Origin of the sequence: Paracoccus contaminans (assembly GCF_002105555.1) — a bacterium.
GTDB lineage: Bacteria > Pseudomonadota > Alphaproteobacteria > Rhodobacterales > Rhodobacteraceae > Paracoccus > Paracoccus contaminans.
On the sequence record NZ_CP020612.1, the window covers coordinates 992,292 to 1,017,952 of the forward strand.

At 69.9% G+C, this 25,661-nt stretch carries 26 protein-coding genes, 1 tRNA gene and 1 riboswitch; of the genes, 4 read left to right on the forward strand and 23 right to left on the reverse strand.

What is annotated here, in order from left to right; genetic code table 11:
• Positions 1-103: 103 nt before the first annotated feature.
• The gene (locus tag B0A89_RS04760) at positions 104-805 is read left to right on the forward strand and encodes a glutathione binding-like protein (RefSeq protein WP_420814432.1); all 702 of its coding nucleotides are present in this window, start codon (positions 104-106) and stop codon (positions 803-805) included.
• A gap of 95 nt (positions 806-900) precedes the next feature.
• On the forward strand, positions 901-2,151 hold the full coding sequence (locus tag B0A89_RS04765; RefSeq protein ID WP_240558639.1) for an extracellular catalytic domain type 1 short-chain-length polyhydroxyalkanoate depolymerase: 1,251 nt from the start codon (positions 901-903) through the stop codon (positions 2,149-2,151).
• 16 nt (positions 2,152-2,167) lie between these two features.
• Here B0A89_RS04765 and B0A89_RS04770 read toward each other — a convergent pair whose 3' ends face one another.
• The 15 genes from B0A89_RS04770 to B0A89_RS04840 all read right to left on the reverse strand — a co-directional run bounded on the left by B0A89_RS04770 (position 2,168) and on the right by B0A89_RS04840 (position 16,460).
• Positions 2,168-2,917: an SDR family oxidoreductase gene (locus tag B0A89_RS04770; RefSeq protein ID WP_085377159.1), complete on the reverse strand. Its 750-nt coding sequence runs from the start codon at positions 2,915-2,917 to the stop codon at positions 2,168-2,170.
• Positions 2,918-2,927: 10 nt separating this feature from the next.
• A complete protein-coding gene (locus B0A89_RS04775) occupies positions 2,928-4,370 on the reverse strand; it encodes an aldehyde dehydrogenase family protein (protein WP_085377160.1) in 1,443 nt (480 codons plus the stop codon).
• Between the two features lie 131 nt (positions 4,371-4,501).
• Positions 4,502-4,577: transfer RNA gene (locus B0A89_RS04780), tRNA-Ala, on the reverse strand.
• Between the two features lie 35 nt (positions 4,578-4,612).
• On the reverse strand, positions 4,613-5,056 hold the full coding sequence (locus B0A89_RS04785) for a thioredoxin family protein (RefSeq protein ID WP_085377161.1): 444 nt from the start codon (positions 5,054-5,056) through the stop codon (positions 4,613-4,615).
• A 79-nt stretch (positions 5,057-5,135) separates the two neighbouring features.
• Positions 5,136-5,468 carry an excalibur calcium-binding domain-containing protein gene (locus B0A89_RS04790; protein ID WP_240558640.1) on the reverse strand — a complete coding sequence of 111 codons (333 nt, stop codon included), beginning with the start codon at positions 5,466-5,468 and terminating at the stop codon, positions 5,136-5,138.
• 64 nt (positions 5,469-5,532) lie between these two features.
• Positions 5,533-8,379 (reverse strand): aminomethyl-transferring glycine dehydrogenase, encoded by a 2,847-nt coding sequence (gene gcvP / locus B0A89_RS04795; protein ID WP_085377162.1) that lies wholly within the window; start codon positions 8,377-8,379, stop codon positions 5,533-5,535.
• A gap of 108 nt (positions 8,380-8,487) precedes the next feature.
• A complete protein-coding gene (gcvH, locus tag B0A89_RS04800) occupies positions 8,488-8,847 on the reverse strand; it encodes a glycine cleavage system protein GcvH (RefSeq protein ID WP_085377163.1) in 360 nt (119 codons plus the stop codon).
• A gap of 9 nt (positions 8,848-8,856) precedes the next feature.
• Positions 8,857-9,957: a glycine cleavage system aminomethyltransferase GcvT gene (gene gcvT, locus B0A89_RS04805; protein ID WP_085378755.1), complete on the reverse strand. Its 1,101-nt coding sequence runs from the start codon at positions 9,955-9,957 to the stop codon at positions 8,857-8,859.
• Positions 9,958-10,075: 118 nt separating this feature from the next.
• Positions 10,076-10,166: riboswitch (glycine riboswitch) on the reverse strand.
• An 82-nt stretch (positions 10,167-10,248) separates the two neighbouring features.
• Positions 10,249-11,031: an SDR family oxidoreductase gene (locus B0A89_RS04810; RefSeq protein WP_085378756.1), complete on the reverse strand. Its 783-nt coding sequence runs from the start codon at positions 11,029-11,031 to the stop codon at positions 10,249-10,251.
• Positions 11,032-11,097: 66 nt separating this feature from the next.
• A complete protein-coding gene (locus B0A89_RS04815; protein ID WP_085377164.1) occupies positions 11,098-11,430 on the reverse strand; it encodes a hypothetical protein in 333 nt (110 codons plus the stop codon).
• A complete protein-coding gene (locus B0A89_RS04820; protein ID WP_205949775.1) occupies positions 11,427-12,095 on the reverse strand; it encodes a hypothetical protein in 669 nt (222 codons plus the stop codon). Before B0A89_RS04820 ends, B0A89_RS04815 begins: the two co-directional genes overlap by 4 nt.
• Positions 12,096-12,220: 125 nt before the next feature.
• The gene (locus B0A89_RS04825) at positions 12,221-13,567 is read right to left on the reverse strand and encodes an ATP-binding response regulator (RefSeq protein ID WP_085377165.1); all 1,347 of its coding nucleotides are present in this window, start codon (positions 13,565-13,567) and stop codon (positions 12,221-12,223) included.
• Complete coding sequence (locus B0A89_RS04830) at positions 13,564-14,694, reverse strand: FIST N-terminal domain-containing protein (RefSeq protein ID WP_085377166.1); 1,131 nt, start codon at positions 14,692-14,694, stop codon at positions 13,564-13,566. The genes B0A89_RS04825 and B0A89_RS04830 overlap by 4 nt, the downstream gene beginning before the upstream one ends.
• A 4-nt stretch (positions 14,695-14,698) precedes the next feature.
• Positions 14,699-15,418 (reverse strand): response regulator transcription factor, encoded by a 720-nt coding sequence (locus tag B0A89_RS04835; RefSeq protein WP_085377167.1) that lies wholly within the window; start codon positions 15,416-15,418, stop codon positions 14,699-14,701.
• A 259-nt stretch (positions 15,419-15,677) separates the two neighbouring features.
• Positions 15,678-16,460 (reverse strand): 3-hydroxybutyrate dehydrogenase, encoded by a 783-nt coding sequence (locus B0A89_RS04840; protein WP_085377168.1) that lies wholly within the window; start codon positions 16,458-16,460, stop codon positions 15,678-15,680.
• Between the two features lie 344 nt (positions 16,461-16,804).
• Between B0A89_RS04840 and B0A89_RS04845 the strand changes: the two genes are divergently transcribed.
• Positions 16,805-18,664, forward strand: a complete 1,860-nt coding sequence (locus B0A89_RS04845) for an extracellular solute-binding protein (protein ID WP_085378758.1) — start codon at positions 16,805-16,807, stop codon at positions 18,662-18,664.
• On the opposite strand, the gene B0A89_RS04850 is transcribed toward B0A89_RS04845, so the two are convergent.
• From B0A89_RS04850 to bioB, 8 genes are all read right to left on the reverse strand, one after another.
• Positions 18,661-19,011, reverse strand: coding sequence for a hypothetical protein (locus B0A89_RS04850; protein ID WP_085377169.1), 351 nt, complete (start codon positions 19,009-19,011; stop codon positions 18,661-18,663). The two genes, B0A89_RS04845 and B0A89_RS04850, sit on opposite strands and share 4 nt — an antisense overlap.
• Before the next feature lie 80 nt (positions 19,012-19,091).
• Positions 19,092-19,427 carry a DUF2794 domain-containing protein gene (locus B0A89_RS04855; protein WP_085377170.1) on the reverse strand — a complete coding sequence of 112 codons (336 nt, stop codon included), beginning with the start codon at positions 19,425-19,427 and terminating at the stop codon, positions 19,092-19,094.
• Positions 19,428-19,523: 96 nt separating this feature from the next.
• Positions 19,524-19,793 carry an I78 family peptidase inhibitor gene (locus B0A89_RS04860; protein WP_085377171.1) on the reverse strand — a complete coding sequence of 90 codons (270 nt, stop codon included), beginning with the start codon at positions 19,791-19,793 and terminating at the stop codon, positions 19,524-19,526.
• Between the two features lie 8 nt (positions 19,794-19,801).
• Entirely contained in the window at positions 19,802-20,155 is a 354-nt protein-coding gene (locus tag B0A89_RS04865) for a hypothetical protein (RefSeq protein ID WP_157115242.1), read from the reverse strand.
• 164 nt (positions 20,156-20,319) lie between these two features.
• The gene (locus B0A89_RS04870; RefSeq protein ID WP_085377172.1) at positions 20,320-21,561 is read right to left on the reverse strand and encodes an adenosylmethionine--8-amino-7-oxononanoate transaminase; all 1,242 of its coding nucleotides are present in this window, start codon (positions 21,559-21,561) and stop codon (positions 20,320-20,322) included.
• A gap of 56 nt (positions 21,562-21,617) precedes the next feature.
• Complete coding sequence (bioD, locus tag B0A89_RS04875; RefSeq protein ID WP_085377173.1) at positions 21,618-22,298, reverse strand: ATP-dependent dethiobiotin synthetase BioD; 681 nt, start codon at positions 22,296-22,298, stop codon at positions 21,618-21,620.
• Positions 22,283-23,428, reverse strand: a complete 1,146-nt coding sequence (locus B0A89_RS04880; RefSeq protein WP_085377174.1) for an 8-amino-7-oxononanoate synthase — start codon at positions 23,426-23,428, stop codon at positions 22,283-22,285. Before B0A89_RS04880 ends, bioD begins: the two co-directional genes overlap by 16 nt.
• Positions 23,425-24,516, reverse strand: a complete 1,092-nt coding sequence (gene bioB, locus B0A89_RS04885; protein WP_085377175.1) for a biotin synthase BioB — start codon at positions 24,514-24,516, stop codon at positions 23,425-23,427. The genes B0A89_RS04880 and bioB overlap by 4 nt, the downstream gene beginning before the upstream one ends.
• Positions 24,517-24,671: 155 nt before the next feature.
• Here bioB and B0A89_RS04890 point away from each other — a divergent pair, with 155 nt between their 5' ends.
• Positions 24,672-25,661 carry a BMP family lipoprotein gene (locus B0A89_RS04890; RefSeq protein WP_085377176.1) on the forward strand — a complete coding sequence of 330 codons (990 nt, stop codon included), beginning with the start codon at positions 24,672-24,674 and terminating at the stop codon, positions 25,659-25,661.

The following is a 25,661-nucleotide window of genomic DNA, read 5'->3' on the forward strand; positions in this document are numbered from 1 at the left end:
CCTGTCCCGGTGTTCTTGTCCGGCGGGCTGGCCGCCTTGTCCGATCCAGTCTATCACGGCTTAAACATTTCTTACAATTGCGTGTGACTTGAGGTAACCGATGATCGTCGATCCCGATGAGTTTCCCATCATGCGCCGCTGGCCGCCCCGCCGGCCGCAGGCGATCCAGCTTTACACCCTGAACACCCCCAACGGTGCCAAGGCGTCCATCATGCTGGAGGAATGCGGGCTGGATTATGACGCCCACCGCATCGACATCGGCGAGGCCGCCGACCAGCTGACGCCCGAATTCATGTCGCTGAACCCCAACCACAAGATCCCCGCGATCATCGATCCGGACGGGCCGGGGGGACGGCCCATGGGGCTGTGGGAATCGGGGGCGATCCTGCTGTATCTGGCGGGCAAGACCAGCCGGTTCCTGCCTGCGGACGGGGCCGCGCGCTGGCAGACGGTGCAATGGCTGATGTTCCAGATGGGCGGGGTGGGGCCGATGATGGGCCAGCTTGGCTTTTTCCACGCCTACAAGGGCCGCGAGATCGAGGACAAGCGCCCCCGCGACCGTTATGCGGCCGAAACCCGCCGCCTGCTCGGGGTTCTGGACAGGCAGCTGGCGGGCAGGGAATGGATCACGGGCGATTATTCCATCGCCGACATCGCCACGGCCCCCTGGGTGAACAATCTGCTGACGAAATACGACGCCGGGGCGCTGGTGCGGTTTGACGAATTCGGGGCCGTGTCGGCCTGGCTCGACCGTTTCATGGCGCGCCCGGCGGTTCAGCGAGGGATGCAGGTCGGGGCCGCCTGATTTCTTTTCCTTTGTTTTCATGATGCGCCTGCAAGGCAGAGGGCATTTTCATACGGCAGTCCTTGTCATGCTGCACTGCAGCATAAACATTGGAGGTGACCGCTCCGCCGGCCAAGACGCCGCGCGGACAGCTGACCAACACAGGGATCATCATGGACCGCCCGATCGCCTCTGCCATGCGCCGCGCGCTGGAACACACCCGCGCCGGCGATCCTGCCGCCGCGACACGGGCCATTCAGGATGCCCTTGGCAATGCGGGGCGGAGCCCGGCGCGCCAGGCCGCATCCAAGGCCGCGCCGCCCTCGGCCATCCTGCCGCCCCCTGCTGCCCTGCCGCCCCCGGCAGGCGCCGCCCGCCCTGCCCCGCATCCCGGCCCGGCGATCGAGGGCAGCGCCCGGCGCGTGGCGCCCCATGACGCTCCGGCCGCCAAGGGATTGCGGATGCGGATGGGCGAGGCGGTCGATCTGCTGCGGCAGGGTGCCGCGGCACGCCTGTCGCCTGGCACCGCACAGCCGGCGGCCCGGCCCGACCTGCCGCAGGGCGCGCGGTGGGAACGCCTGCGCTTTGCCGCCGCTGCCGGGGCGCGTGATTACCGCCTGTTCGTTCCGGCCCTCGCCGACGCCCGTCCGGCCGGGCTGGTGCTGATGCTGCATGGCTGCACCCAGGGGCCCGAGGATTTCGCCGCCGGCACCCGTATTCTTGACCATGCGCAGCGGGCTGGCCTGATCGTCGTGCTGCCCGAACAGACGCGCGGGGACAATGCGCAAGGGTGCTGGAACTGGTTCCGCCCCGGCGATCAGGCCGGCACCGGGGGCGAGGCCGCCCTGCTGGCCGAACTGGCGCTCGACACGGCGCGGGCGCATGGCGTCCCGCAGGATCGCATCTTTGCCGCCGGCCTGTCGGCAGGGGGCGCGATGGCCGCCATTCTGGGGGCCGAGCGCCCTGACGTGTTTTCCGCCATCGCCGTTCATTCCGGCCTGCCTGCGGGGGCGGCGCGCGATGTGGCGGGCGCCTTTGCCGCGATGCGGTCGGGCGGCGCGGCAGGGCGCCCGATCCGGGCGCGGAGCATTTCGTTTCACGGCACCGCCGATGCGACGGTGGCACCGGCGAACGGCCGCGCGGTCTTTGCCTCGGCGACCGGACGAAAGGGTGCGGACCGCTCGGGCATGACCGGGCGGCCGTGGCGCGTCACCCGCAAGGCCGACGCCCAGGGGCGCCCTGCCGCCGAGCATTGGGAAATCGACGGGCTGGGCCATGCCTGGTCGGGCGGCGATCCCCGCGGCAGCTATGCCGACCCGCAGGGGCCTGACGCCACGGCCCAGATGGTGCGCTTTTTCCTGGCCTGAGGGGGCCGGGCGGGCGTCAGATGGTGCGCCCGCCATCTACCTCAAGCACGACGCCGGTGATGAAATCGGCCTCGTCCGACGCCAGATACAGCGCCGCATTGGCAATGTCGCGGGGGGTGGACATCCGGCCCAGCGGGATGGTGGACACGAACTTGGCCCGGTTTTCCGGCGTGTCCGGCACCCCCATGAACTGGCCCAGCAGCGCCGTCGCCCCCATCACCGGGGCGATGCAGTTGACGCGGATATTGTCGGGGGCGAGGTCCACCGCCAGGCTGCGGCTCATCAGGTTCACCGCGCCTTTCGAGGTGTTGTACCATGTCAGACCCGGCCGCGGCCGGATGCCGGCGGTCGAGCCGATATTGATCATCACGCCCCCGCCCGCCTGGCGCCAGTGCGGCACGCAGGCATGGGTCATGTGAAAGATCGACATCACGTTGATGTCCAGCACCTTGCGGAAGGTCGCCTCGTCCACGTCCAGCAGCGGCCCGTTGGCATGCGACCAGCCGGCGTTGTTGACGGCGATGTTGAGGCTGCCGAAGGCATCGCGCGTCTGCTGAACCGCGCGGGCCACGTCCTCGGCCCTGGACACGTCGCAGGTGATGGCAATGGCTCCGTCGCCCAGTTCGGCGGCCACCGCCTGCGCGCCCTCGGCGTTCAGGTCAACGACCGCGACACGCGCCCCCTCGCGCAGGAAGGTTTCCGCGATCCCCTTGCCGAACCCCGATGCCGCGCCCGTGACCAGCGCCGTCTTGCCTTGCAGCCTCATATTGCCCTCCTCAGCCATGATGGTTCACGATCGTGCGGATCGTGGAAAATTCGTAAAGCGCCTCGAATCCCTTTTCGCGGCCATGCCCCGACTTGCGGATGCCGCCGAAGGGCAGCTCGACCCCGCCGCCCGCGCCGAAGCCGTTGATGAACACCTGCCCGCAGCGCATGGCGTTCGCCACCCGCGCCTGCCGCGCGCCGTCGCGCGTCCACACGGATGCCACCAGCCCGTATTGCGTGCCGTTCGCGATGGCGATTGCCTCGGCCTCGGTGTCGAAGGGGATGGCGCACAGGACGGGGCCGAACACCTCCTCCTGCGCGATGGGGCTGGCGGGATCAACCGGGCCGAACAGCACGGGGGCAACGTAGAACCCGCCGGCAGGCGCGTCCGCCGCGACCTTGCCCTGGGCCAGAACCGGGGCGCCCGCCTCGGCGATATACCGTTCCACCCGCGCCTTCTGCCGGGCCGAGATCAGCGGCCCCAGCAGCGATCCGTCGGCCGGGGATGCCTCGACGGCCGTAAAGCGTTCGGCCAGCCGCGCGGTCAGCGCGTCCCAGATGGGGCGCTGGATCAGCACGCGCGATCCGGCCGAACAGGTCTGCCCGCCGTTCTGGATGATCGCGTTGGCCAGCACCGGCAGCGCGGCGTCAAGATCGGCGTCCTCGAACACGATCTGCGGCGACTTGCCGCCCAGTTCCAGCGTGCAGCCGATGAAGTTCCTTGCCGCCGCGATCTGGATCATCTGACCCACCTCGGGCGAGCCGGTGAAGCTGATGAAGTCGATCCCGGGATGTTCGGACAGCGCCTTCCCGGCGACCTCGCCCCGCCCGGTGACGACGTTCAGCGCGCCGGGCGGCAGGATGCCGGCCGCGATCTCGGCCAGCCGCAGGATCGACAGGCAGGCATCCTCGGCCGGTTTCAGAACGCAGGCATTGCCCATCGCCAGCGCCGCGCCGATGGACCGGCCATAGATCTGCGCGGGATAGTTCCAGGGCACGATATGGCCGGTGACGCCATGCGGCTCGCGCGTCATGTGGACGGAATAGCCGCGCTGGAAGGGAATCACCTCGCCATGCACCTTGTCGGCGGCGCCGCCGTAGTATTCGAAATAGCGCGCCGTCATCACCATGTCGGCGCGGGCCTGCGCCAGCGGCTTGCCGTTGTCGCGCGTCTCGATCGCGGCCAGCTCGTCCGCATGATCCAGGATCGCGGCCCCATAGCGCATCAGCAGCCGCCCCCGCTCGGCCGCGCTGAGCGCCCCCCATGGCCCCTCCAGGGCCGCACGGGCAGCAGCAACGGCCGCGTCGATGTCGGCGGCATCCGAATCGGCGATCGCCGCGAACACCTCTCCGTCAAGGGGCGAGACGACCGCCATCTGCCGTCCCGATTGCGGCGGCACCCATGTGCCGGCAATCAGGTTCATCGGTTGCGGCAGGGCGGTGTTCAGCGACATCGGCGGTTCTCTCCAGACAGGTGGCGGCGCTACTGTGAACAGCGCGCGAGGCGGGCGCAAGCGGGGTCAGGGCCGGGCGATGACCCTGCAATCCACGGTGCCTGGGCTGCAATCTGGTGGTGAAGGGTGATTGGTGGAGCCGAGGGGAATCGAACCCCTGGCCTCATCATTGCGAACGATGCGCTCTACCAACTGAGCTACGGCCCCACAGGCGGGTTATGTCGCGCAAGCGCCTGGCCTTGTCAAGCCGGCGCACGGCCCTGCCGGCGCACCCAATCGACCAGCTGCCCGGCGGAACGGGCGCCGGACAGCCGCCCCCGTTCGTGCCCGCCCGAGAACAGGATGAAGGCCGGGATGCCTTGAATGTTCCAGCGCAAAGCCGCGTCGGGGTTGGCCTGGGTGTCGATCTTGGCCAGCCTCACCTGCCCGGCCAATTGCTGCGCGGCCTTGTCGAACTCGGGCGCCATCATCCGGCAGGGGCCGCACCACGGCGCCCAGTAATCGACCAGCAGCGGCACATCATCGTTGCGCGCGGCCTTTTGCAGCATCGGCCCATCCAGGGATGCCGGCTTGCCCGTCATCAGGGCCGCCCCGCAGACGCCGCATCTCGGGCCCTCGGCCAGCTTGTCCCCGGGAGCGCGGTTCATCTGCCCGCAGGACAGGCAGGTCAGTTTCCTTCCGCTCATCGCCCCGCTCCTGCAGACGCCTTCGGGATGGCCGCAGTCTGACCGCCCATGCCGGAACGGCAAGAGCCATGAGGCGGGATCATTCGCATCCTGTCCCGTCGCCGTCGCGGTCCAGGCGGGGCGCATAGCCCGGATCGCCCCGCCTGACCGGAGCGGCCCCCGCCCGCCGCGCCTCGGCGCAGTTCCTGAACGCCCCGCCGCCCGAGGCAGCATCGTAAAGCCGGGGCACCGCTCCGTTGCCCGAGGCAGCCTTGCGCGTGCCGCCTCCATGACAATGAAAATCGCCGGTCTTGCGATTGCGGTGGCACCCCTCGGCATTCAGCCCGCCCGGATGGGCATGCCCCGCATCCGGCAGCGTCGTCAGCAAGGCCGCGACCATCGCCGCAGCCGTCCACCCGAATTTGCCCGCCATCCGCCCGCCCCGTTAACCAATCCTTAAGGATCGTTAACAGGGCAGGCGAGCCTGGCGAGCTGTCTTATTCGGCAGCCTGCGCGTAATCCTCGACCGGGGGACAGGTGCAGATCAGGTTGCGATCGCCATGCACATTGTCCACGCGCCCCACGGGGGGCCAGTATTTGTCCACGCGGAAGGCGCCCGGCGGGAAGCATCCCTGCTCGCGCGAATAGGGCCTGTCCCAGTCGGCGACCAGATCCTCGACCGTGTGGGGGGCGTGGCGCAGGGGGCTTTGCGCCGCCTCGATCCGGCCCGCGGCCACGTCCTCGATCTCGTCCCGGATCGCCAGCATTGCGGTGATGAAGCGGTCGATCTCGGCCCTGGTTTCCGACTCGGTCGGCTCGACCATCAGCGTGCCGGGGACGGGCCAGCTCATCGTGGGGGCGTGAAAGCCGTTGTCGATCAGGCGCTTGGCAATATCGTCCACGGTCACGCCGTGCTGGGCAAAGACGCGCGTGTCGATGATGCATTCATGCGCGACGCGGCCGCGGTTGCCCATGAACAGGATCGGATACCGCCCGGCCAGCCGCGCGGCGATGTAATTGGCGTTCAGGATCGCAACCCGCGTCGCCTGGGTCAGCCCCGCCCCGCCCATCATCAGGATATAGGCCCAGGAAATCAGCAGGATCGAGGCCGAGCCCCAGGGCGCCGCGCTGACCGCGCCGCCGATATCGCCGGTGCCCGTGCGCGGATCGGCCGGCAGATGCGGTGCCAGATGCGCCTTGACGCCGATCGGCCCCATGCCGGGGCCGCCGCCTCCATGCGGGATGGCAAAGGTCTTGTGTAGGTTCAGGTGGCTGACGTCGCCGCCGATCTGGCCCGGCTTCACCAGCCCGACCAACGCGTTCATGTTCGCCCCGTCGATATAGACCTGACCGCCGTGATCATGGGTGATGCGGCAGACCTCGCGCACCGTGTCCTCGAAGACGCCGTGGGTGGACGGATAGGTGATCATCACCGCCGCCAGACGGTCCCCGGCCTGCGCGGCCTTGTCCGCGAAATCCTCCAGGTCGATATCGCCGTTGGGCGCGGATTTCACGACAACGACCTTCATCCCCGCCATCTGGGCGCTGGCCGGGTTGGTGCCATGCGCGCTGGTCGGGATCAGGCAGATGTCGCGATCCTGCCCGTTGGCGCGGTGATATGCGGCGATGGTAAGCAGCCCCGCATATTCCCCCTGCGCGCCGCTGTTCGGTTGCAGCGAAAAGGCGTCATAGCCGGTGATCGCGCAGAGCTTGTCGGTCAGGTCGGCAAAGACGCGGTGATAACCGGCCGCTTGCGATTGCGGCGCAAAGGGATGCAGGGCGCCGAATTCGGGCCAGGTCAGGGGCATCATCTCGGCCGCGGCGTTCAGCTTCATCGTGCAAGACCCCAGCGGGATCATCGCGCGGTCCAGCGCCAGGTCGCGGTCCGACAGGCGGCGCATATAGCGCATCATTTCCGATTCCGCCCGGTTCATGTGGAACACCGGGTGGGTCATGAAATCCGATTCGCGCAGCAGCGCATCGGGGATTGCCGGGGCCGTCGCCGGTTCGGCAGCGTCGGTGATGCCAAAGGCGTCCAGCACCCGCGCGATCACGCCCGCATCGGTCGTCTCGTCCACCGAGATGCCCACCCGGTCGCGGCCCACCCGGCGCAGGTTGATGCCGCGCTGTTCGGCGGCGGCCAAGATGCCCGCCTGCCCGACGCCTACCCGCACGGTGATGGTGTCAAAGAACGCCTGAGGTTCGACCTCGGCCCCCGCCGCGCGCAGGGCGTTCGCCAGCGTCACAGCGTTCAGATGCACCCGCTGGGCGATCGCCTTCAGGCCCACGGGGCCGTGGAACACGCCATAGAACGACGCCATCACCGCCAGCAGCGCCTGCGCCGTGCAGACGTTGCTTGTCGCCTTTTCGCGCCGGATGTGCTGCTCGCGCGTCTGCAGCGCCAGCCGATAGGCCGGCCGTCCGGCGGCGTCGATGGACACGCCGACGATCCGCCCCGGCATGGCGCGCTTGAAATCGTCACGGCAGGACATGAAGGCCGCATGCGGCCCGCCATAGCCCATCGGCACCCCGAACCGCTGCGACGAGCCGACACAGATGTCGGCCCCCATCGCGCCCGGTTCCTTCAGCAGGCAAAGCGCCAGCAGGTCGGTGGCCACGACCGCCACGGCGCCGGCCGCGCGCAGCGCCTCGCATTCGGCGCTCAGGTCGCCGATATGGCCGAAGGTGCCCGGATACTGGAAGATGGCGCCGAACACGCGGGCCGGATCGCAGTCCTCGGGCGCGCCGCGGATGATCTCGATCCCCAGCGGCGCGGCGCGCGTCTCGATCACGGCAATGGTCTGCGGATGCAGGGTCTCGCTGACGAAGAACGCGCCCGCCCTGGATTTGGCCACCCGCTGCGCCATCGCCATCGCCTCGGCGGCGGCAGTCGCCTCGTCCAGCAGGCTGGCATTGGCCACCGGCAGGCCGGTCAGATCGGCGACCATGGTCTGATAGTTCAGCAAGGCTTCCAGCCGGCCCTGCGCGATCTCGGGCTGATAAGGGGTATAGGCCGTGTACCAGGCCGGGTTTTCCAGGATGTTGCGCTGGATCGCGGGGGGCGTGACGGTGCCGTAATAGCCCTGCCCGATCAGGCTGGTCATCACCCGGTTCTGCCCCGCCACCTCGCGCATCAGCGCCAGCAACTCGCGTTCCGACAGCGCCGGCCAGTCCATGCCGCCCTCGTCGCGGATCGACTGCGGCACGGTCTGGTCGATCAGCTCGTCAAGGCTCGCGCAGCCGACGGCGCGCAGCATCTCCTCCATCTCGGCCGGGGAGGGGCCGATATGGCGGCGGTTGGCGAAATCGTCGGGGTTGTAATCGGTGGGGGTCCAGCGGGTCATCGTCCTCAGCCTCTCAACGAGGGACCCGCGGCCATACGCCCCGGCCCCATTCTTCTGCAGGAAAATATCCCGGGGTCCGGGGCAGCGCCCCGGTCCGGGCCGCGCCGCTCAGCCGATCAGCGCCCGATAGGCCGCCTCGTCCATGAAGCCCGACAGGTCCGCCCCGTCCGCCGGGCGGATGCGAAAGAACCAGGCCGCCATCGGATCGGCGTTCACATCGCCCGGCGCGTCGGCCAGCGCGTCATTCACGGCGGTGATGGTGCCGGCCACCGGCGCCACGATGTCGGAGGCGGCCTTGACCGATTCGATCACCACGATCTCCTCGCCCGCACCAACCTCGCGGCCGACCTCGGGCATTTCGATGAACACCACATCGCCCAGCTGTTCGCTGGCATGAGAGGTGATGCCGACGGTGATCTCGTCACCCTCGGGGCGCAGCCATTCGTGGTCCTCGGTATATTTCAGCATGATCGCCTCTCAGCGTTTGTAGGTGGGTTGGACAAAGGGCATGGGCGCGATCCGCGCCGGCAGGCGCTTGCCGCGCAGTTCGGCATGAACGGTTGCGCCCTCGGGCAGGTCCGCCGGCAGGGCCGCCATGGCGACCGGGCCGCCGACCGAGGGGCCGAACCCGCCCGAGGTGACGCGCCCGATCGGCGCGCCCCCCTCGGCTGCGGCAAAGATCTCCACCCCTTCACGAAGCGGCGCCCGGCCTTGCGGGATTAGGCCGCGGCGCATGCTGGCGGCGCGGCCCAGTTCCGGCAGGATGCGGCCCGCGCCGGGAAACCCGCCCGCCCGTGCCCCGCCCGCGCGCCGGACCTTGGGGATCGACCAGCCAAGGCCCGCCTGCGCCGGGGTCACGCCCGCGTCCATGTCATGCCCATAGAGCGGCAGCCCTGCCTCGAGCCGCAGCGAATCGCGCGCGCCCAGCCCGATCGGCGCCACGCCGGGCTGCTCCAGCAGCGCGCGGGCGAAATCCTCGGCCAGGCCCGCGGGCACCGAGATCTCGAACCCGTCCTCGCCGGTATAGCCCGAACGGCTGACCCACAGCGTCGCGCCCCGCCAGTCGAAATCGGCCGCATCCATGAAGCGCATCGCCGCCACGCCCGGCACCAGCGATTCAAGCGCCGCTTCGGCCGCCGGGCCCTGCAATGCCAGCAGGGCACGGTCGCTCACCACCTCGGGCGCCAGCCCGGCGGCCTCCAGATGCGCGATGTCCTGCGCCGCGCAGGCGGCATTGACGACCAGCAGCAGATGATCGCCCTTGTTCGCGATCATCAGGTCATCGAGGATGCCGCCCGCCTCATTGGTGAACAGCCCGTATCGCTGCCGCCCCTCGGGCAGGTCCAGAATGTCCGCCGGCACCAGCGATTCAAGCGCCGCGGCCGCGCCGCGCCCGCCCAAGATCACCTGCCCCATATGCGAGACATCGAACAGCCCGGCGGCGGCGCGGGTGTGCAGGTGCTCGGCCAGCACCCCTGCCGGATACTGGACCGGCATTTCCCATCCGGCAAAGGGCACCATCCGGGCACCCAGCGCAACATGCAGGTCGTAAAGCGGCGTATGTTTCAGCGCGTCCATCAGCATCCTTTCACGGCGCAACGCGCCGGTTCCGATGCCCCCTCTGTCCCTGCCCGCTGACGGGCGCCTGAGATCGTCATCCTTCGGCGGGCCGGGATCGGCCACTCTTCAGAGTTCAACGCGCGAAACGGTCCTTTTGCCTGAGAGTTCGCCGGGGCGGCTGCTCCTTCGGCCCCGGCGTTGCCGCCGGCGTCTCCCGATACGCAAGCAATCTCGTAGCCGCAGCCACCCCGCGCTGGCAAGAGATTCCTCGCACCGCCCCGTCATGGGCGAAAAAGCGCGGGGCGGGGGTCAGACCGCGACGTTCAGCGCCCCGCCGTCCAGCAGCAGGTTCTGCCCGACGATGAAGCGGGCCTGCTGCGAACACAGGAACGCGCAGGCCGCGCCGAAATCCTCGGCCCGGCCATAGCTGCGCGTGGGGATCGCGGCCTGCCGGCGGGCGCGCGCCTCATCGCGGGTGATGCCGCCGCGTTCGGCCGCGCCCGCATCCAGGGCTGCGGCACGGTCGGTGTCGTGGATGCCGGGCAGCAGGTTGTTCACGCACACGCCCCTGTCCGCCACCTGCCGCGACATGCCGGCGACAAAGCCGGTCAGCCCGGCGCGCGCCGTGTTCGACAGCCCCAGCTCCGCGATGGGCGAGCGGACCGACTGCGAGGTGATGTTCACGACCCTGCCCCAGCCCCGGTCCATCATGCCGGGCACCAGCGCCTGCATCAGCGCGATGGCCGACAGCATGTTGGCGTCGATGGCACGGATGAAATCATCGCGCCCCCAATCGGTCCAGCGGCCCGGCGGCGGCCCGCCCGCATTCGTCACCAGGATGTCGGCCTGCCCGCCCAGCGCGCCCAGAACCGCCGCGCGCCCCTCATCGGTCGTGATGTCGGCCGCGACCGGCTCGACCGTGACCTCGTGGCGCTCGGCGATCTCCCAGGCGGTGCGGGTCAGGGCCTCGCGCCCGCGGGCATTGATGACCAGGTTGACCCCCTCGGCGGCCAGCGCCTCGGCGCAGCCGCGCCCCAGCCCCCTGGATGCCGCGCAGACCAGCGCCTTCCTGCCCCTGATGCCCAGATCCATGGCCATTCCCCCGTTTGCCTGCGGTTCAGCAAACGGCGCGGCATGGCCGAGGTCAAGCGGCCCGCATCAGAAGCACAGCACCTCGGCCTCGGCCTCGGCGCGGCGCAGGTCGGCGACCGGCCCGTCGGCGGCCGCGCCGCTGCGGAACAGCCCCGACCGCTCGCCCGAGGTCTGGCGCATCCGCAGCACGGTTTCGGCCGCGACATAGCGTTCGTGGGGCAGAACCGCGGCAATCGCGTCGATGGCGCAGGAACAGCGCGCCAGCGTGTCGGGGTTCTCGCCGTTCACGGCCATGCAGGTCATCACGTATTCGGCCCGCGTGGCGGTGGGATAATCGTTCACCGCCTGCGCGATGGCCGCGGCAGGAACCAGCAGCGACAGCCCGGCCAGCCGGATCATCGCAGCACCAGGGCGTTGCGATACCGCGCCGGGGCGACGGGACGCCCGGCCATGCCCCGCAGGGCGGCGGGCGCGACCGGATCGGCGGTTTCGGCAACCAGTTCGCGCAAGGGGGCCGCAGGGTCCGCCCCCGCCTCGACGCGCAGGGTCAGGCCGGCAAAGGCGCCCATGCGGCCGCGGGCGGGGTCGGCCGCAAAGGGCCGAACCGTGGCGACGGTGCGCCCCTCCGCATGCGCCACGCTGCCGCCGCGGAACACCGCGTCCTTGATGCGGTTGCGGATATAGTCGGGATTGCCCCCGGTCAGCGCCGCCATGTCGCGCACCGTGCTTTCCAGAAAGAACACCGCGACCGGATCGCCTGCCGACAGCGGAAAGGGACCGATCCGCCGCTCGCCCGCATCGGTCCTCTGGGTCAGTTGCAGCACCCGCTTGCCATCCGCCGGGTCCGTCGCCTCGGCCATCGTCAGGGTGCCGGCCCCGATGGGCAGGAAACCGGGCAGGGCCGGACCCTCGCGCGTCAGATCCCATGTCAGCGACCGGCCCTCGAGCGCCCAGGGGCCGCGCTGGGCCAGGATCACGTCGCCCGCCTCGCCCGCCCAGGGCTGCCCCGGCACCCCTGCTGCCAGCAGGGCGGCGGCCAGCGCGCATCGCAGGAAATGGCCCATGGCCTTGCTCCTCCTCGCCTTGGGACGGGCGCCGGGCCAAAAGACCTTCCGGCCCCTCATCCGTCCGTTCACCGGGCTGACGATGGGGCGGCGCGCGGGGCTTGCCAAGCCCTGCCCCGCGCGCCTCATGCCAAAGGCGGGGCCGCGCCCAGCGCCTGCATCAGCGCGGCGGCAAGATCGGCCGGGCGCACGGGCTTTTCGATCAGCGGCACGGCGCAGGCGGCGCAGGCGCGGGCGACATGGCCGTCGCGGCGCGCCGTCACCATCACCGCCGCAATCGCCTGCCCGGCCGCCGCCCGCAAGGCGCCGATCGCCGCGATGCCCGTATCGCCATTGTCGAGGTTATAGTCGGCCAGGATCACATCGGGCGGATCGTCCTGCCCCATGGCGGCCAGGGCCTCGGCCGTGCCGCCCGCGCAGCGTACGATCATGCCCATCCGGCCGCCCAGCATCAGCTCATAGCCCCGGCGCATGGCGGCGTCGTTCTCGACCACCAGCACCACGCGCCCGCGCAGCGCCGCGGCCGAGGGATCGGGCGCCGCCTGACCGGCACCCGCGGCGGCATCCGCAGGCGCCAGCCCGACCCGGAACACGGTGCCGCGCCCCACGGCGCTGTCCAGTTCAAGTCGGTGCCCCAGCTTGAGGCAGGCGCGCCGCACGATCGACAGGCCCAGCCCCATCCCCTGCGGGCCCCTCTCGGGAACGGCGCGCTGAAACTCGTCGAAGATGCGGGCGCGGTCCGCCGCGGCGATGCCGGGGCCGCTGTCGTGACATTCCAGCCAGACCAGCCCGCCCCGCCGCCGCACGCCGACCACCACCCCCCCGCGCGCGGTGTATTTCAGCGCGTTGGAGATCAGGTTCTGCGCGATTCGGCGCAGAAAGGTCGGATCACTGTCCACCACCGCCGCCGTCGGCACGAAGCTCAGCCTCAGCCCCGCCGCCTCGGCCATGGGGGCGTATTCGACCGCCAGACGCCGGAACAGCGCGTCAAGCGCGACCGGCTTGCGGTGAAACTCGATGCGCTGGCTGTCCAGGCGGCTGATGTCGAGGACGGCATGCATCAGTTCCTCGACCGATTCGAAGGCTGCGCCCAGCCGGGCGGCCAGCTCGGCCTGCGTCTCGTCCAGCCCGGTATCGGTCAGCGCCGACAGGAACAGCCGGGCAGCGGCGAGGGGTTGCAGCAGATCATGGCTGGCCGCCCGCAGAAAGCGGGTGCGCGAGCGGTTCGCCTCTTCGGCGGCGGCGCGGGCGACGGCAAGGTCGCGGTTCTTTTCCGACAGGTCGGCCAGCGCCCGTTCCAGATCGCGCGTGCGGGCGATCGCCTCGCGTTCCAGCGCGACGGCGGCCTGGAACATCGAGCGGGCCGAGCCGCGGGTTTCCTCAAGCCGGTCCACCCGCTCGATCAGCGCCTCGGCGATGCGTTCCAGCCGCACGGCCCGGCCCTGGGCATCCTCGCCGGGCGGCAGGATCATGGGCCGGCCCCTGCCGGCATCAGGGCAAGGCCGACAAAGGTCTGGTTGACATGCATCCCGCTGTGCTGTTCGCCATAGGTGTTGAAGCCGGCCACGCGATAGCGGGCGAACAGCTCGGCCATGCGGTGGGTCATGCCGGCGCGTTCAACCGCAAGGCGCCGCAGGATGCAGTCGAAGCCCAGCACCATCAAGGGCGGGCGGGGCAGCGCCTCCAGCGCATCGGCAAAGCCCTGCGTCACGTCGCCCGCGCGGCCCAGCGTCAGCACCTCGCCCCGCTCGACCGCCGACATCAGCCGCAGCGTTCCGCCCGGCCCGACGCCGCTGATCGCGCGGACATGATGGCGCCGGCCCGTGCGCAGAAGCAGCGGAAAGCGGGCGAAATCCGCCCGCTCCATCCGCGCGGCCTCCAGCCCGGCGAGGCGGGCATATTCCTCGGCCGCAGGTGCAGCGTTCAACTCGATGATCTCGCGCCCGGCGGGATCGGCACGGGTGACGACCGCGCGCCTTGCGGTCGGGGTGAAATGGGCAAAGCTGACCTCGGCCACGGCCAGGGCGGTTTCGACCATCACGAACACCGCGGCCCCCCGGACAGGCGCGCCGTCCAGGATCTGCACGCTTTCGCCGAAGTCCAGCCCGTCCCCCGCCGATCCGCCCACCACGGCGATGCCGGGCAGGGCAGCATCCAGCGCGGCGGCCAGGACATCCTCGTTGCAGGCGGTGCCGTCCGCCAGCAGCACCCCGAACAGCGAGCGGCCCGCCCGGTCGGGAAAGCGCGCGCGCAGCCCGCGCAGGGCCGTCAGCCAGCCCGATACAGGAATGCCGCCCTGATCGGGCAGGGCGATCGCCTCGGCCCGGAAGGCGGCGCGCGGAAACCCGACGGCGACGATCGTGCCGCGCTGATAGCCGAAGGGGCCGATCTCGCCCGCCGAGGAACAGCCCGCAATGCGCACGCCCGGCAGGGCCCGCGACAGTGCGCGGGCGACCGGCGGCAGCACCGGGCGGGGCGATCCGAACAGCAGCACCAGCGCCGGGGCCGCCGGGGCAAGGCCGCCGGCCAGCCGCGCGGCGGCTGCCGGATCATCCGCAGGCACGCCAAGGCTGACGGGGCCGCCCGCCTGCGCGCCCATCGGGTCAGCCCGGCTCGAACAGGCGGGCGCTGTTGGCCAGCAGCACGGCCTGGGTGCGGCGGCGGGCGTTGATCTTGGACATGATCGCGGTGATGTGCGTCTTGACCGTCGCCTCGGCGATCGACAACTCGTAGCTGATTTCCTTGTTCGCCTTGCCCTGGCAGATCAGCCGCAGGATCTTCATCTGCTGGGGGGTCAGCGTGGCGAAGCGGCGCGCCAGTTCCGCCCGCGCCGCGTCGCCCGTGCCGCCGGCCTGGGGTTCATACCCCTCGGGGGTCACCCGCTCGCCGGCCCACATGCGGCGCAGGCTGTCCACCAGCGCCTCGCGCCCCAGCGATTTCGACACATAGCCCTGCGCGCCCGCCGCCATCGCCGCCGAGATCATGGTGTTTTCCAGATCGGCCGAGATCATCGTGATCGGCACGTCCGGCAACTGCCGGCGCAGCGTCACGATGCCCTCGGCGCCGCGGGCATCGGGCAGGTTCAGGTCGAGTATCACCGCGTCGGGCGGGCCGTGAAGGCGGATCTGTTCCAGGGCGGCGGCAAGGCTGCGGGCGGTGCGCACCAGCTTGCGGCCGAAGCTGATGGTCAGCGTCAGGGCCAGCGCATCGCACATCAGCGGATGGTCGTCCACGATCAGGATGTCGCGGACGCGCTCCACGGATCGGTGCGGCTGCCCGGCTGTTGCCGGGGTGCCCCGGATGGTGGCTGTAGCGGTTGTCATGGACGATCCCCCCTGCCCTTGGGTGCCCGGCCCGGCGCCCCGGTGCGCGGGGCGCAAGGCCCCGGCGCGCCCGGCCGGCATCGGGCAAGGCCAGTCTAGGGGCGCCCCCCTGCGGCGCAAGCCCCTGGTGCCGGCAGGGATGGGCCTTTTGCATGATCGAGGCTTCCCCCGCCGCGATCAAGGCGCCAGCCGCCCCCTTGCAGGCGGTCGCCCGGCCTGGCCTTGACGATGCCCTGGGCCTTGGCGGAGGGGGGCGTGCCTAGAGGGCCGTCCAGCCGCCATCCACGGAAATCGTGGTCCCGGTGATCTGGTCCGCAGCGCCCGAACACAGGAACACCGCCGTTCCGCCCATCTGTTCGACGGTGGCGAACTGGCCCGAGGGCTGGCGTGCCAGCATGACCTTGGCGATCACGTCCTCGCGGCTCATGTTGTGGGTCTTCATCTGATCGGGGATCTGCGCCTCGACGATGGGGGTCAGGACATAGCCAGGGCAGATCGCATTGCAGGTGATGCCCTCGCCCGCCGTTTCCAGCGCGGTGACCTTGGTCAGCCCGATGATCCCGTGCTTGGCGGCGACATAGGCCGACTTGAAGGGGCTGGCCGTCAGCCCATGGGCCGAGGCGATGTTGACCACCCGCCCCCATCCCGCCGCCCGCATCATCGGCAGCGCCGCGGCGGTGGTGTGAAAGGCGCTGGACAGGTTGATCGCGATGATCGCATCCCACTTGTCCGCCGGAAAGTCGGTGATCGGGGCGACATGCTGAATGCCGGCATTGTTCACCAGGATATCGCAGCGCCCGGCCTGTTCGATCAGGCGGCGGCAATCCTCGCCCTTGCTCATGTCGGCGGCGACATAGCGCACCTCGACCCCGTGGCGCGCGGCCAGATCGCGGGCAAGGGCGTGATCCTCCTCGCGGTCGGTGAAGCTGTTGATGACCAGATCGGCCCCGGCGCCCGCCAGCGCCTCGGCGATGCCCAGCCCGATCCCGCTGTTCGATCCCGTGATCACTGCGGCCCTGCCGGCCAGTGCCCTGTCTGCCATGTCTCGCATCCCTTTGCTGCGCAACCCTTGGGGACAAGCTTACCGGGGAAAACGCCCGTCGCCAGCCCCTGCGCGATGGCGCCGCGAGCAGCCCGTGGCGGATGATGCGCGGGCCTCGGGCTTGCTGGTCCTTGGCGCCGCCGGGACCAAAAAAAACGCCCGCACAAGGCGGGCGTCAAGTCTTGAGGCAGGTTTCATACAGGCAAGAAACCTATCGAGCAGTGGATTTCATATACTCGCTGCTGCACCTGAGTCCAAGTGTCGAGTTTGCCACAGGGTTTACGGGCCGTTAGGTTGCCCGCAAAGGCTGCGCGGGCATGACGCGGCACGGGACAATGGGCAGCATGAGAATCCTCGAAATCTCTGGCAAATCCGCGATTGGCGCGATGGCGCGCACGGCAATCCTGGCGCTTGCCGCTGTTGCCGCAATGCCTCTGGCAAGCGCGGCCGCGCCGTCTCATGCCCTTGCAATGTATGGAGAACCTGCCCTGCCGGTAGGGTTTTCCGCCTTGCCCTATGTCAATGCGGATGCGCCAAAGGGCGGAACGATTCGCCTAGGCGAGCCGGGGGGATTCGATTCGCTCAAGCCCTGGGTGCTCAAGGGCAACCCGGCCTGGTCGGTCGGGGTCCACGTCGCCGAACCCCTGATGCTGCGCTCGCTCGACGAGCCCTTCACCCTTTATTGCCTGCTATGCGCCACGGTCGAGACCGACCCCGATCGCAGCTGGGTCGAATTCACCCTGCGCCCCGAGGCGCGGTTTTCGGACGGCACGCCCGTCACGGTCGAGGATGTGATCTGGTCCTTCGAGACATTGGGCACCAAGGGCCATCCCCGCTATGCTGCCGCCTGGGGCAAGGTCCGCTCGATCGAGCGGGTGGGCGATCGCGGCCTGCGCATCACCTTTTCGGAAAGGGATCGCGAGCTGCCCCTGCTGATGGCGATGCGGCCGGTGCTGAAAAAGGCGCAATGGGCGGGCAAGGACTTTGCCGCCTCGTCGCTGGAACGCCCCATCGGATCGGGCGCCTATGTGATCGAGGCGGTCGATCCCGGCCGCTCGATCACCTTTCGCCGCAATCCCGACTATTGGGGCAGAAACCTGCCGCTGACCCGCGGCATGTTCAACCTGGACAGCATCCGCTATGACTATTTCGCCGACACGAACGCCATGTTCCAGGCCTTCAAGGCCGGCGAGACCGACATCTGGCGCGAACTGAACGCCGTCAGATGGGCGACGGAATACGGCTTTCCGGCCGTGACCGCGGGCGCGGTCGTCAAGTCCGAGATCGCCCACCGCCGGCCTTCGGGAATCATGGGGCTGGTGATGAACACCCGCTCGCCCCTGTTCGCCGATTGGCGGGTACGGCAGGCGATGATCCTGGCGTTCAACGACCGCTTCATCGATGCGGCGCTGGCGGGCGGCAGCGACCCGCGCATCAGCAGCTATTTTTCAAACTCGGCGCTGGCCATGCAGCCCGGTCCCGCCACGGGGCGCGAGGCCGCGCTGCTGGCGCCCTTTGCCGCCGGGCTGCTGCCCGGCACGATGGAAGGCTATGTCCTGCCGCCGGGATCGGACCGGGCGCTGGATCGCAAGGCGCTGCGCGAGGCGGCGGGGCTGCTGGCCGAGGCAGGCTGGACGGTCGGCCCCGACGGGGTGCTGCGCGACGGGAACGGGCGCCCCTTTGCGCCCGAGATTGTGCTGAACCAGTCGGGCAGCGCCATGCGCAGCGGGGCCGAGGTCCAGCAGATCGTCAACATCTATGTCGAGGCGCTGCGCCCCCTGGGCATCATGCCGCGCGTGCTGCTGCTGGACAGCGCCCAGTTCGTCCAGCGCACCAACCGCTTTGCCTTCGACATGTCATGGTATGAACGCGGGCTGTCGCTGTCGCCGGGGAACGAACAGGCCCTTTACTGGGGCAGCGCCAGCGCCGCGCAGCCGGGGTCGCGGAACTGGGCGGGCATCCGGTCGCCAGCCGTCGACGCCATGATCGCCCAAGCGGTGAACGCGCCAAGCGTCGATGACCATGTCGCCGCCGTCAGGGCGCTGGACAGGCTGCTGACAGCGGGGCGATATGCGATTCCGGTAAGCTATCCGCGGGTCAGCCGCATCGCCCATGCAGCGCGGCTGCATTTTCCCGATCACCAGACGCTTTATGGCGACTGGCCGGGCTTTCTGCCCGACCTGTGGTGGTCGCGCTCGCCCTAGCGCGCTTCGTCGTCGCCGTCGTCGGGGTAATCGTCATCGTCCCCGAACCGCGCGTCGTCGGAATATTCATCCTCGCCCTCGCCGACGAACTTCGCCGACAGCGCGATCGAATGATTGTCATGGCCGGGGTTCATCACGACATCCGAAGGGATCTCGCCGGCCAGCCATTCCTTGACCTCGTCGCGCGCCTCGGTCGCGTCAAGCCCGGTGATCTCGGCGATATAGCGGATGAAGGCGCGCTGATCGCCGTCGATCTCGTCCAGCATCCCCTCGTCGGCGTCTTCCCATTTTTCCAGGATGGCCTCGTAGAAGGCGTTCCAGTTTTCCTGCACATGCGTCCAGCGCATCTCGATCTCCTCGGCTCGGTCCGCACGCCAAACCGCGCAGCGCGCCCAGGGTTCCCGCGGGAAGGGGCGGATGCGCCCGCTCAGACCGGGCCGATCAGCTTGCGTTCAAGAACACGCAGCACGGCGCGCAGGTCATGCCCGCGGCGCAGCACCTGTCCGTTCATGCCGATCACGGCATACATCCCCTGCGCCGCCCTCAGGCGGGGACGCTTCTCGATGCGGTAGAGGGGGTTCTCGGCCGCCCGGCGGAACACCGAAAACACCGCCACGTCCCGCAGGAAGGACAGGCCGTAATCACGCCACTCGCCCGCCGCGACCATGCGCCCATAAAGCGACAGGATCGTGCCAAGCTCGTGCCGGTCGAAGGCCACGACATCGGGCGCGGGTTGCGGCGGCAGTAACGGGTTCAGCGTCATGCCCCCAAGGTGGCACCCCTGCCCGCCCCGATCAACGGCAGGCGGGATGAAAAAACCCCGCCCTCCTGCCTGTCCGCCCTTCGGGGACGCTCCCGCTCAGTAACAGCCGATCCTGGCGATGCGCCGGTCGGTGCCGATCTCGATGTTCAGGCGGTCGGGGCGGAAATCCATCGTCACCGCGTCGCCCGGACCGATGAGGCGGCTGCCGGCAGGCAGCATCATCGTCTTCACCACCGTTTCGGGCTGGCCGACCAGCCCCTGATAACCGGACGCCTTGCACAGGTCGCGGTCGGGCGCGGGGCCGGGGGGTGCGGGCTGCTCGCAGGCGGCCAGGACAAGCAGGGGCAGGATGGCAAGGGCGCGCATGGGATGGCTCAACCGCAGGTGACGGACTGGATCATTCCCGCGGCATCAAGCTGGAAGGCCAGCCGCAGGGCATTGTATTCCTCGGGTTCGATCCCGCGATATTCGGCGATGCGATAGGGCCGCGTGATCCCCAGCGTCTGCACGACCGATGCGGGCTGGCCGATATGCTTGCGGTAATCGGCCGCGTGGCAGGCGTCGGGCTCTCGCGATTGCAGGCCGGCGATCTGGGTGACCGGGGCGAGCGCGGGCACGGGCTCGACCGCGGCCACAGCGACCGGCGGGGGCGGGGCGGGGCGGGCCACGCATCCCGCCAGGGCAGCAACGCCAAGGGCGGCGAAAAGAACAGCGGTCGGTTTCATCATCTGGGTCGGTCCTGTCTTCTGTCCCGGCCGGCACCGCGGTCTGTCGCCCGGCTGCGGCCATGCGCGCCAGTATAGGCGCGGGGCCGGCCCCGGACCAGCGCCCGCGCGGGCGGCGCGCTCCCATCGCCCGCCCCTGTCACCACGCCGCATCAGACAGGCCGGGTTCATCCGCCAAAGCCGGCGATGACGGCCCAGACGCGGTCCAGCTCGGCCGCGCCGATGCAATAGGGCGGCATGACATAGACGGTGCTGCCCAATGGCCGCAGGAACACCCCGCGTTCCAGCGCATGGGCGCGCAGATGCTGGCCCGCGGCGGCAAGATAGCCTGCGCCCCCGGCCGTCATGTCCAGCGCCGCGATCGTCCCGATCCGGCGCGCCCCGGAAAAGCGCCCGTCCCCCGCCAGGGCCGACAGCCGGTCGGCCTGCATCGCGCTCACGGCATCCAGCCGCGCCTGCATCCCCCCGCCCTGCCAGATGCGCACATTGGCCAGCCCGGCGGCGCAGGCGATGGGGTTGGCGGTATAGCTGGACGAATGAAAGAACATGCGGCTGCGATCGGGCGAGCGGTGGGCGGCAAAGATCGCCTCGGTCGCCAGCGTCGCCGCGAGCGGGACGGCCCCGCCTGTCAGCCCCTTGGACGTGCACAGGATGTCGGGGGCGATCCCGGCATGATCGCAGGCCCACAGCCGCCCCGTGCGGCCCCAGCCGGTCATCACCTCATCCGCGATCATCAGCACGCCATGCCTGTCGCAGACCGCGCGCATCGCCGCCAGCACCTCGGGGCGATAGACCAGCATCCCGCCCGCGCCCAGCACCAGCGGCTCGACGATCAGGGCTGCCAGCTCGCCCGTGGCGGCCACGGATTCCAGCGCGGCCAGCATCTGCGAACCGCCATCCACCGGGAAGGGCAGGCGGTCCACCGCGAACAGCAGCGGCTCGTAGGCGGCGTTGAAGACACCGCGCGCGCCCACGCTCATCGTGCCGATGGTGTCGCCGTGATAGCCCTGCTCGAGCACCGCGATGCGGTGGCGGGGCCGCCCGCTGTTCTTCCAGAACCCCAGCGCCATCTTCAGCGCGACCTCGACACTGGTCGAGCCGCTGTCGGAATAGAACACGCGCGTCAGCCCGGCGGGGGCCAGGTCAACCAGCGCGCGGGCCAGATCCTCGGCCGGATGATGGGTCAGGCCGGCAAAGATCACCTGATCGAGCCGCTCGGACGCGTCCCGGATCGCCTGCATGATGGGCGGGTGGCGATGGCCATGGGTGATGACCCACCAGCTGGAGATCGCATCGACCAGCGGGCCGTGATCGGTGTCGATCACAGCGCCCTCGGCGCGCAGGGCGCGCGGGGGCGGCGGCTCGGCCCCGTGCTGCGTGAAGGGGTGCCAGACGGGGGAATCGGTCATGGTGGCTCTGCCTCGTGCCTGCGGCGGGGTATCGGGGGCCAAGGAACCCGGCGGTCTTACGCGAAATCGGCGGGATCGAAGTGCCGGCGCATCGCGGCGGCCAGCGTTTCGGGCGTCAGCGGGTCCAGCCGCGGCAGGCGGCCCAGCACCCGGACGCAGCCGATGGCGGCAATCGTTGCGATGTTGTCGGGGTCGTCCTCGCCCACAAAGGCGACTCCGTGGACGGGGGCGCCCCGCGCGCGCAGGGATTCCAGCGCGCTCAGCGTGTGGCTGATCGTCCCCAGCCCGGTCGCGGCGACCACGATCACCGGGATGCCCCAGCGCGCGAACAGATCGGCCGACAGCAGATCGCGCGTGACCGGCACCAGCGCCCCGCCCGCACCCTCGATCACCAGCGGGTCGGCATCGGGCGGGGTCAGCTCGGGAATGGCGACGCCTGCCAGTTCGGCGGCGCGATGCGGTGACAGCGGATCGGGCAGGATGGCCGCCTCGGGGATGACAGGCGCGCCGGTCATCGCCCGGACAAAGGCCGAATCGCCCCCCGGCGGGGGCACATATCCTTTTGCATCAGCCCCGTCCGTTCCCTGCACGAGGGCCGCACGGCCGTCGGACGGGTTCAAGACGACCCCGGTCTGCACCGGCTTCCAATAGCTGGCACCCAGCAGCCCGGTCAGGCCCGCGGCAAAGACCGTCTTGCCGATATCCGTCCCGGTTCCCGTGATCACGAAGCGGGCCATGCTGCCTCCAGTGTTTCAACCAGTCGTTCGATGTCCCGCTCTGCCGCGTTCAGCGTCAGCGATACCCGCAGCCGCGCGGTGCCGGGGGGCACGGTGGGGGGACGGATGCCCCGCAGGTCGAACCCCGCCTGCTGCGCGCGCGCCGCCAGCGCCATCGCCGCCGCATCGGCCCCCACGACCAGCGGCACGATCTGGCTGCCGGACGGGGGCAGATGCGGCAGGGCCCGGGCCATGCGGCGGGCAAACAGCGCGACCCGGTCATGCAGCGCCTGTTGCCGCCATGGCTCATCGCGCAGGATGTCCAGCGCCTCGGCCCCCGCCACCGCCATCAGGGGCGAGGGCGCGGTGGCAAAGATGAACGGCCGCGCCCGGTTGACCACAAAATCGCGCAGCACCCCCGGCAGGCACAGCAGCGCGCCCGACCCGCCCAGCGCCTTGCCCAGGGTGTGCAGCGTGATCACATTGCCGCGCCCTTCCAGCGCGTGGGCCAGCCCCCGGCCACCCGGCCCCCAGACCCCGGTGGCATGCGCCTCGTCGATGATGAGGAAGCCCTCGCGGTCGGCGATCGGGGCCAGCGCATCCAGCGGGGCGCGGTCGCCGTCCATGCTGTAAAGGCTTTCGACCGCGATCCAGGCCGCGCCGCTGCCGCCCCGCCGGCGCCAGTCGGCGATCACCGCGCCGGCATGATCGGCATCGTTGTGCCGGAAGCTGGCCACCTCGGCCCGCGTCAGGCGCGCGCCCTCATGGGTCGAGGCATGGGACAGCGCATCCATCACCAGCAGATCGCCCCGCTGCGGCAGGGTGGCGATGGCCGCCGCATTGGCCTGATAGCCGCCGCCGAACAGCAGCGCGCTGCCGGCGCCGAAGAACGCTGCCGCCTTGTCCTCGAAGGCCTCGTGCCATTCGGTGTTGCCGCGCAGCAGGCGCGAGCCTGCCGCCCCGACGGGCACACCCGCATCAAGCGCCGCCCGCACCGCCCCGGCAAGCCGCGGATGCCCCGCCAGCCCCAGATAGTCGTTCGAGGCGAAATCAATGCCGGCGCGCGGGATCAGCCGGCGCGTGCGATCCGCCGCCGCCAGCCGCGCCAAATCGTCGCGAAAGGGCGAGAGCCTGTCCTCGACGGTGTTCACCGCAGGATCGGGACGGGCATCTCGTGGCGCTCGGCCGCGCGGCGCGGACATTCGGCAGGGGCGCCCTCGGGCAGGTCATCGGCCTTGCCGTCCCCCTCCTCGGGCGCATGTTCCCATGCCATCATGGGCGCCATGCCCAGCTTGCCCAGCAACCGCATGTCGTGATCGTCGCCCGGATTGGCCGCCGTCAGCAGCCTGTCGCCCATGAAGATCGAGTTCGCGCCCGCGAAAAAGCACATCGCCTGCAACTCGTCCGACATGGCGGTGCGACCGGCGGCGATGCGGACATGGCTTTGCGGCATCATGATCCGCGCCAGCGCGATGGTGCGCACAAAGTCGATGGGGTCCACCGGATCGGCATTTTCCATCGGCGTGCCGGGCATCGGGATCAGCATGTTGACGGGCACCGATTCAGGCGGCTCGGGCAGGTTGGCCAGCGTGACCAGCATGTCCACGCGGTCCTGCGTGCCCTCGCCCAGCCCCAGGATGCCGCCCGAGCAGACCTTGATCCCGCTGCCCCGCACCACCGCCAGCGTGTCCAGCCGGTCGGCATAGCTCCGCGTGGTGATGACATTGCCGTAATGGGACTCCGAGGTGTCGACATTGTGGTTGTAGTAATCCAGCCCCGCGTCCTTCAGCCGCGCGGCCTGGCCGGCATCCAGCATCCCCAGCGTCATGCAGGTTTCCATGCCCAGCGCCTTGACCCCTTCGATCATGGCCAGGACCTGGGGCATGTCGCGTTCCTTGGGGCTGCGCCAGGCCGCGCCCATGCAATAGCGCGTCGCCCCCGCCGCCTTGGCGCGCCGCGCCTCGGCGATGACGCGCTCGACCTCCATCAGCTTGGATGCGGACAGGCCCGAATCGTGCCGCGCCGACTGGCTGCAATAGCCGCAATCCTCGGGGCAGCCCCCCGTCTTGATCGACAACAGGCGGCTCAGCTGGATGCGGTTGGGGTCGAAATGACGGCGGTGCACGGTCTGGGCCTGAAACAGCAGGTCCATGAACGGCATGTCCATCACGGCCCGCGCCTCGGCGGCGGTCCAGTGCCGGCGCGGCAGGGCCGGCGGCTGCGGGGCGTGGGCGTTCATGGGCGACCTCGTGTGCGGACGGGACTGCCCAGCGGGTTAGCAGCATTGCGCCGCCCCCTTCAACCCGGCCCGCGCGGCACCCCTGCCGCAGCGTTTCCGATTGACGCGGGGGCGCGGCTTCCGTTCAATCCGGCCAGACCAACGGGAGACCCTTGATGACCATGCTGTTCCGTCTGGCCGCCGGCGCGGCGGCGCTTGCCCTTTCGGCCGCGGCAGCGGCGGCGGACCCTGCGCTGATCTTTGATCTGGGCGGAAAGTTCGACAAGTCTTTCAACGAATCCGCCTATACCGGCGCCGAGAAGTGGAAGGCCGAGACCGGCGGCAGCTACAAGGAACTCGAGATGCAGTCCGAGGCCCAGCGCGAACAGGCGCTGCGGCGGCTGGCCGAAACCGGGGCCAACCCGATCGTGATGACCGGCTTTGCCTTTGGCGAGGTGCTGGCCAAGGTCGCCCCCGATTATCCCGATACCCGCTTTGTCATCATCGACACCGCCGTGGATGGCCCCAACATCCAGTCGGTTGTCTTCAACGAAGGCGAGGGCAGCTATCTGGCCGGGGTGGCGGCCGCCACGGCATCGAAAACCGGCACGGTCGGATTTATCGGGGGCATGGACATCCCGCTGATCCGCAAGTTCGGTTGCGGCTATGCCCAGGGCGTCAAGGCCGCGAACCCGAATGCCAGGGTGATCCAGAACATGACCGGCACCACCCCCGCCGCCTGGAACGACCCCGTGAAGGGGGGCGAGCTGGCCCGCGCCCAGAAGGCGCAGGGCGCTGACGTGATCTATGCCGCCGCCGGCGGCACCGGGATCGGCGTTCTGCAGACGGCGGCGGACGAGGGCATCCTGTCGATCGGGGTCGATTCGAACCAGAACCACCTGCATCCCGGCAAGGTGCTGACCTCGGTCGTCAAGAACGTGGACGGGGCCGTCTATGACGCCTTCAAGGCAGGCCCCGCCGTCCAGCCCGGCACCCGCGTGATGGACCTGAAATCCGGTGGCGTCAGCCTGGCGATGGACGACAACAACAAGCCCCTGATGACCGAGGCCGTGGCCAAGGCGGTGGCCGACGCCTCGGCTCGCATCGCCTCGGGCGAGGTCAAGGTCCATGACTACATGTCGGACAACAGCTGCCCGGCCCAGTGA